Genomic DNA, 6,188 nt, shown 5'->3' on the forward strand with positions numbered 1-6,188 from the left:
GTCCAGATGAATCTCTCCGTGCAAGATCTGCTTCGCTCCGGCGTCGAGCTCACCGACGCAACGCTCGAGCGTCTGCTTCCTTCTCCCGACACGCTGCCTCATTCCATCCACCGGGCCATGCGTCACTCTGTCTTTGCCGGCGGCAAACGCCTGCGTCCCATCCTTGCGATGGAGGCAGCCCGCATGACCTCCCGCACCGGAGAGATTCCCGAAGGCGCCGCCGAACTCGGTGCGGCCGTCGAGATGATCCACACCTACTCCCTCATTCACGACGACCTCCCCGCCCTCGACAACGACGACCTCCGCCGCGGCAAGCCCACCTGCCACGTCGTCTTCGGCGAAGCCATTGCTATCCTCGCCGGCGATGCCCTGCAGACCCTCGCCTTCCAGACAATCGCGCAACTTCCAAGCTCGCCTGCGGGCAAAATCGAAATTCTCAAAGAAATATCCCTCTCCATCGGCACCGGCATAGGCCACTACGGCGATCTCGACACCAAACTACCCCCCGGAATGATCGGGGGCCAGGTCGTAGACATCGAGTCCGAGGGTGTTCCCCCCACCGCTGAACTAGTTGAAGCCATTCATCGCTCTAAAACCGGTGCCCTCATCACCACAAGCATCCTCTCAGGTGGACTCCTCGGGCTCTATTACGGGTACACACCTCTGATGGGCTCAGGGAGCGGACCTGGTGAAGAGGGAGAGCGCATCCGCAAAACCTTCGCGCAGCGCGCCGACACTATTACTCGCCTCCGCACCTTCGGCGAAAAAGCCGGTCTTGCCTTTCAGATCGTCGATGACGTCCTTGACATGACGCAGAGCTCTGAAGAGCTCGGAAAGACTGCGGGAAAAGATACCGCCAGCATCAAGGCCACCTGGCCCGCTGTCTTCGGCGTGGACCACTCTCTCAAAGACGCCGAGGAGCTGATCGCCGACGCATTCGCCGCTCTCGAGCCCTTCGGCGAAGACGCGGATTCACTCAAGGCTCTCGCTTCCTATCTCGTCGAACGCAAACACTAAAGCCAGGTTTTGGCTTTCGCCTCCGAGAGATACGTAACTCCAGACGCCTCAGCTAATCCTTAGTCTTGGAATGGCGGGTAAGCCGGGGCAGGATAAACTCCTGTGCCAGCGCATTGGCCATCCGCCCGCCCGTAGCCACGGCCACACTGCTGAGAGTCTGACTCGCTCCACGGTCGGCAGGCGGATAGTAAATATTCGCCAACGAGGCCGATGCCAGGTCGCCCCCGATGCTGGAGTAGTTGAATCCGTACTGGCCGCTATCATTCTTGCACCAGAAGGGAGCCGAGATCGCATGCATAAAACGGGACTTGTTCGTTCCCGTACCCTGATAGAAATAACGCGGATCCTGGTGCAGCAACGAGGGAAGAATCGCGCCGCCGATCATGATGTCGGTGACGCCACTGGCGTACACAGCCCCGAAGCGCTGGCCATAGCCCTTCGCTCCCTGGACGAAGGCGCTATTATCCGATGCCTGATAGACGCCGGCAAGAAACGCCGCTCCTCCAATTGTGACCGCATCCGTTGTAGTTCGCGTCGCGAGCTGGAACTTCAGCTTGGTCGTAAGTGGGACCGTTCTGGGATCGTAGACCACATAAAAATTTGGGATGACGCCCAGAACGCGCTGCTTCTCAGCAGCCTTGACCTGTTCCGTAGCCAGCTCCTCTTCGGAGATCGCGCTTACCGTTGTCTCGACGACAGCAATCGTAACTTTGATGTTCGCAAGGTCGAAGTCCTGACCAGGTTTGAGAATCACCGCAGACGATGTCCAGTCGGCGAAACCCTTTGCGCTTACTTTGACATGAAAGGAAGTCGCCGAGGGAACATCCTTCAAGGTGAAGAATCCGTCTTGATTCGTAACGACCGCGGGTCTATTTCCTGAGTCCGCTCCGTCGATCGTGACGGATGCACCAGGAACAATATCGCCATTCGAATCGGTTACGGTGCCGATGATGCTTCCAGCCTGTGGCTCAGGTGCAGAGACTTGCTGGCACAGCGCATGAATCGATGAGAGAAAAAGGAAAAAGATACAAAAAATTCGAAAGATGCGCATAATTAACTGTCTCTAGAGCAGACGATGCAGCATCCTCGAACGATTCAGGAGTTAACGGGTCTTCGGCGAGATCAAGGTATTTTTTTAACAAAAGTTTCGATAACTGTTCGTCTCCGTGATCTCTGATCACAGAGACGGAACAGAAAATCAAACAATCGCACTTTCGCACGCTCAACCTGCGGCGGCGTACTCCTCATCCGTCACATGCCGTCCCCACACCACGTTCTTTCCAGTCTCATCTGACTCCTGCATTGCCAGATGCACCATGGTGTGAGCAGCATCGGCACCGTGCCAATGATTTTCATTCGCCTCGATCACCACTACATCGCCCGACCGAATCTTCTGCGCTGGCTCTCCCTCCAGTTGAATCCATCCAATGCCTGTGGTGACATGCAGCACCTGCCGTATCGGATGCGTATGCCACGCTGTCCTCGCGCCCGGAGCGTAGGTCACATACAAGGCTTGCGATCGCGACAACCCACTCGGCTCAACGATGGCATCCATCCACGCATCTCCCGAGAACCATGCCTCCGGAACCTTCTTGCAACCACGCTCACCATTCCCAAGAATCTTCATGGCGCAACTTTAGCACCGATGCGCTAGCTGCACATGGAGCAGCTATCATCAGGTCAGCGATGCTCACCGAATCTGACATTCTTAACGCGCTCCGCGACTGCTACGATCCTGCGTTGCCCTGCAACATCGTCGATCTCGGCCTCGTTCGCGCAATCCATGTCTTCCCTAACCCAGACGCCCCAGGCGCGGGAATTCCGGGAGTTCCACAGAAGCACCGCATCCATATCGAGTTCACGCTCACCAACCCTTCCGAGGATGCCGAAGCCCAACTCACAGCGCAGATTCAGAACCGCCTCGCCGGAATGGAAGAGGCAGGCGAGACCACCGTCGTTCCCGTCAACCAGCCTCCATGGACGCCGCAGCAGATCACTCCTGAAGGACGTCGCATTCTCGGTCTCGACGGCAACCGCAACCTTATTCAAATCCGCTAGGCTCTCATGTCTTCGACACTCTCCAAACAAAAGGTGCAGCCCATCCGCCCTCGCGACCTTCTCAAGCCCACCGCGACTCCTATCCATCCCTTCGACCAGATTCACGGGACCGACACAAGCGGCCTCGTGCCCGCGCGTGATCTCGTTACCGGTCATCCCAATGACGAACACGTCACCGCATACTACGCAGTCGCGCCTTCCATCCTTCGTTCGCTCGTCGAGCGCTGGAAGCAGACCGAGCCTCCGCATCACATCACCGACTACACCTTTCTCGACATCGGCGCAGGAAAGGGTCGCGCCATTCTCCTTGCCAGCGAGTTTCCCTTCCGCCAGGTCATCGGCGTCGAGCTCAATCCCGCCATGGCAGGCGTCGCTCGCGGAAACACGCGCCTATGGCGTCACGAACACGCCTCCGACCCCACCGCCCCGGCCATCGCACAAATCCAGATCGTAGAGGAGGATGCGCTCAACTTTTCCCTGCCTTCGACTCCAACCCTGATCTTCCTCTTTCACCCTTTCGAAGACCCGGTCCTCAAAATGCTTCTCCGCCGCATCGAGACCGCATTCGCCGATCGCCCCGGATCTTTGGACATCCTCTATGTAAACGCCGAGCACGGGGCCGTCCTCAATCGCCATCCCGCCTTCAGGCTGCTTTGGCAGGATGCGGTTCCCATGAGCCCCGAAGACCATGCTGCCGACCTCGAAGCCATCGCCCAGCAGACCGAATATGGATCTACGGGAGATGAGCTCTGTGCCATCTACCGCTATGTAGGCCGAGGAAATAAATCCTGACAAATTTTTCCTCGTCATTCTGAGAGCAGCGAAAAATCCCTGTATTTCGTCCGCGCCACCTTAGATTTCTCAGGGCCCGCTGAAATACACCGTTAAAAGGAAAACACCTGCAAAGCCCTCTCAGGCTCTATGCAGGCGTCTTCTGAAAAGAAGAAAACTAAAAGTTAGGCGACGACGTCGATGCCCATCGAGCGGGCGGTACCGCGAATTGTCTTCGCTGCAGCCTCGACCGAAGCGGCGTTCATGTCGGGCATCTTCTGCTTGGCGATCTCGAGAATCTGCTTCTCGGTGACCTTGCCCTTCTTCTCCTTGTTCGGAGTGCCCGATCCCTTGTCGATGCCGGCGGCCTTCAGCAGAAGCACCGGAGCCGGAGGCGTCTTGGTCACGAAGCTGAAGGTACGGTCTGCATAGACCGAGATCACGACCGGCACGGTGAGGCCAGCCAGAGCCGGGTCCTTGCTCGTGCGCTCGTTGAACTGCTTGCAGAACTCCATGATGTTGACCTGCGCCTGACCGAGCGCGGGGCCGACCGGGGGAGCAGGCGTCGCCTTGGCCGCCATGATCTGAAGCTTGACGTATCCTGTAATCTTCTTCGGTGCCATTCGTAAATCCTCTTACTCTTCCAGCGGCGGCCTCACGGCCGTCTCGCTTAATTTGATATTTCTAAAACTCACTTCCAGACCGCCAGACTCAAGCGGTCGAACAAACCTACTCCTCGACCTTGTCCACCTTCGAGAATTCGATCTCGACTGGCGTGGAGCGGCCGAAGATGCTGACCATCACCTTGAGGGTCTGCTTGTCTTCGTTGATCTCATCCACCGCACCGGTAAAGTTCGCGAACGGCCCTTCGTTGATCCGAACCTGCTCGCCCTTGTCGAACTTGATCTTGAGCGTTGGCTTCTCCTTGGAGACGTCGGAGCGGAAGATAATCGAGCTGACCTCCTGCTCGGAGAGAGCAACCGGGCTATCACCCGTTCCAAGGAAGCCCGTCACCCGCGGCGTGTTCTTGATCACATGCCACAGGTCGTTGTCGAGATCCATCTCGATCAAAACGTACCCAGGAAGAAATACCCTCTCGATGGTGTACTTCTTGCCGTTGCGAAGCTCGGTCACCGGCTCGGTCGGAATCATGATCCGGCCAATTTTGTTCTGCAGCCCGAAAGCTGAGATACGGCTCTCCAGGGACTCCCGCACCTTGCGCTCAAAACCGGAATAAGCGTGGATGATGTACCACTTGAAGTTCTCGTTGACCGGCGGGGCCAGTTGATCGGCCGGCTGCTCGGAGGACGAGGCGTTCCCTGCGCTCAGTGCGTCAGGATTCTGCTCTTCCGGATTCTGCTGCTCTTCCGCCATGGTTGTGCCTTCTTCACGCATCGTGTTTCTGTCTCTACGTCTCTGCCGTTATGCGGCGAATCGTTTATTTCGTTGCCGCTCCGAGCACGGCCTCGACCGCACGCCCGATCACGTTATCTACCAGCCAGAAGTACGCCGCGAAGATGAAGACCGTGGCGATAACAACCCCTGTCGTGGACTGCACCTCGGCGCGCGAAGGCCAGACGACCTTACGCATCTCGCTGCGCACGTCTCTGAGGAAACTGCTGACGCGATCCGGCAGCGACTTCAGCTGCTGCATCCCCGCGCTGGTCTGTTGCTCGGCTACCGCTACTGTCTTGGCCATAATGCCGCCTCAAATCTTCTCTTACTGCTAACTTCTTCTGCTTGCCATCCAGCCCGGTCGAACGGGAAAGATGGCGGGGGAGCTCGGATTCGAACCGAGAAGTTCGGTTTTGGAGACCGACAGTTTAACCGTTGAGCTTACTCCCCCGGTTCGGCTGATTTGTCCATCTTCTGGACGAACAGCCAACGGCTAAAGACTGCTCTTACTTCGTCTCTTTGTGTGCCGTGTGCTTGCGGCAGGTGTTACAGAATTTTGAGAACTCCAGGCGGCCCGTGGTCGTCTTCTTGTTCTTCGTGGTGGAATAGTTCCGATTTTTGCAATCCGGGCACTGGAGGGTAATGATCTCGCGCATTTCTTTCTCCTTCTAACGTGGCCAGCCACTTCGGCTGGCAAGCAGCTTGCCGAAATACTTCCGACACGCCGCGACGCAGGGGTAAGGTCCCTGCAACCTGAATCCTGAATTTTAATACGGAAGAGAGGAGCGGTCAGGCCACGCTCGTCCCCATCTATTATCCACGAAATCAGACGATAAAGAAAGGTCTCCGTAGGGTGAAAATCAGCGGCGAGCCGAAGCTCGCCGCCTTGATTCTTTTCGGCATCCGGGGGAACTCGCACAAAGCGCTTCCCGCCGTCCGCGCAGGAC

At 57.3% G+C, this 6,188-nt stretch carries 9 protein-coding genes and 1 tRNA gene; 3 read left to right on the forward strand and 7 right to left on the reverse strand.

What is annotated here, in order from left to right:
* Window positions 1-6: 6 nt before the first annotated feature.
* Window positions 7-1,017 (forward strand): polyprenyl synthetase family protein, encoded by a 1,011-nt coding sequence (locus AC5S26_RS27470; protein WP_494188149.1) that lies wholly within the window; start codon window positions 7-9, stop codon window positions 1,015-1,017.
* Window positions 1,018-1,069: 52 nt separating this feature from the next.
* Here the strand turns inward: AC5S26_RS27470 and AC5S26_RS27475 are convergent, their stop codons facing one another.
* Together AC5S26_RS27475 and AC5S26_RS27480 are read right to left on the reverse strand one after the other, a co-directional pair.
* Window positions 1,070-2,068: a carboxypeptidase-like regulatory domain-containing protein gene (locus AC5S26_RS27475; protein ID WP_494188150.1), complete on the reverse strand. Its 999-nt coding sequence runs from the start codon at window positions 2,066-2,068 to the stop codon at window positions 1,070-1,072.
* Between the two features lie 171 nt (window positions 2,069-2,239).
* Entirely contained in the window at window positions 2,240-2,644 is a 405-nt protein-coding gene (locus AC5S26_RS27480) for a (R)-mandelonitrile lyase (protein ID WP_494188151.1), read from the reverse strand.
* Between the two features lie 59 nt (window positions 2,645-2,703).
* Here AC5S26_RS27480 and AC5S26_RS27485 point away from each other — a divergent pair, with 59 nt between their 5' ends.
* Both AC5S26_RS27485 and AC5S26_RS27490 read left to right on the forward strand, forming a co-directional pair.
* Window positions 2,704-3,075, forward strand: coding sequence for a metal-sulfur cluster assembly factor (locus AC5S26_RS27485; RefSeq protein WP_494188152.1), 372 nt, complete (start codon window positions 2,704-2,706; stop codon window positions 3,073-3,075).
* Between the two features lie 6 nt (window positions 3,076-3,081).
* Entirely contained in the window at window positions 3,082-3,867 is a 786-nt protein-coding gene (locus AC5S26_RS27490) for a class I SAM-dependent methyltransferase (protein ID WP_494188153.1), read from the forward strand.
* 164 nt (window positions 3,868-4,031) lie between these two features.
* On the opposite strand, the gene rplK is transcribed toward AC5S26_RS27490, so the two are convergent.
* The 5 genes from rplK to rpmG all read right to left on the reverse strand — a co-directional run bounded on the left by rplK (window position 4,032) and on the right by rpmG (window position 5,897).
* Window positions 4,032-4,469, reverse strand: a complete 438-nt coding sequence (gene rplK, locus AC5S26_RS27495) for a 50S ribosomal protein L11 (protein ID WP_494188154.1) — start codon at window positions 4,467-4,469, stop codon at window positions 4,032-4,034.
* A gap of 106 nt (window positions 4,470-4,575) precedes the next feature.
* Window positions 4,576-5,241 (reverse strand): transcription termination/antitermination protein NusG, encoded by a 666-nt coding sequence (gene nusG / locus AC5S26_RS27500; RefSeq protein ID WP_494188155.1) that lies wholly within the window; start codon window positions 5,239-5,241, stop codon window positions 4,576-4,578.
* A gap of 43 nt (window positions 5,242-5,284) precedes the next feature.
* Window positions 5,285-5,545 (reverse strand): preprotein translocase subunit SecE, encoded by a 261-nt coding sequence (secE, locus tag AC5S26_RS27505; RefSeq protein ID WP_494188156.1) that lies wholly within the window; start codon window positions 5,543-5,545, stop codon window positions 5,285-5,287.
* A 71-nt stretch (window positions 5,546-5,616) separates the two neighbouring features.
* Window positions 5,617-5,692, reverse strand: a tRNA-Trp gene (locus AC5S26_RS27510).
* A gap of 55 nt (window positions 5,693-5,747) precedes the next feature.
* Entirely contained in the window at window positions 5,748-5,897 is a 150-nt protein-coding gene (rpmG, locus tag AC5S26_RS27515) for a 50S ribosomal protein L33 (RefSeq protein ID WP_158786509.1), read from the reverse strand.
* Between the last annotated feature and the right edge of the window lie 291 nt (window positions 5,898-6,188).

Source organism: Edaphobacter sp. FHG110511_03 (genome assembly GCF_059115365.1).

What these genes read in the sequence shown, in the direction of transcription:
- secE (WP_494188156.1), bottom strand. Translation starts at nt 5,545, where the DNA reads ATGGCCAAGACAGTAGCGGTAGCCGAGCAACAGACCAGCGCGGGGATG.
- nusG (WP_494188155.1), bottom strand. Translation starts at nt 5,241, where the DNA reads ATGCGTGAAGAAGGCACAACCATGGCGGAAGAGCAGCAGAATCCGGAA.
- rpmG (WP_158786509.1), bottom strand. Translation starts at nt 5,897, where the DNA reads ATGCGCGAGATCATTACCCTCCAGTGCCCGGATTGCAAAAATCGGAAC.
- rplK (WP_494188154.1), bottom strand. Translation starts at nt 4,469, where the DNA reads ATGGCACCGAAGAAGATTACAGGATACGTCAAGCTTCAGATCATGGCG.
- AC5S26_RS27470 (WP_494188149.1), top strand. Translation starts at nt 7, where the DNA reads ATGAATCTCTCCGTGCAAGATCTGCTTCGCTCCGGCGTCGAGCTCACC.
- AC5S26_RS27480 (WP_494188151.1), bottom strand. Translation starts at nt 2,644, where the DNA reads ATGAAGATTCTTGGGAATGGTGAGCGTGGTTGCAAGAAGGTTCCGGAG.
- AC5S26_RS27490 (WP_494188153.1), top strand. Translation starts at nt 3,082, where the DNA reads ATGTCTTCGACACTCTCCAAACAAAAGGTGCAGCCCATCCGCCCTCGC.
- AC5S26_RS27475 (WP_494188150.1), bottom strand. Translation starts at nt 2,068, where the DNA reads ATGCGCATCTTTCGAATTTTTTGTATCTTTTTCCTTTTTCTCTCATCG.
- AC5S26_RS27485 (WP_494188152.1), top strand. Translation starts at nt 2,704, where the DNA reads ATGCTCACCGAATCTGACATTCTTAACGCGCTCCGCGACTGCTACGAT.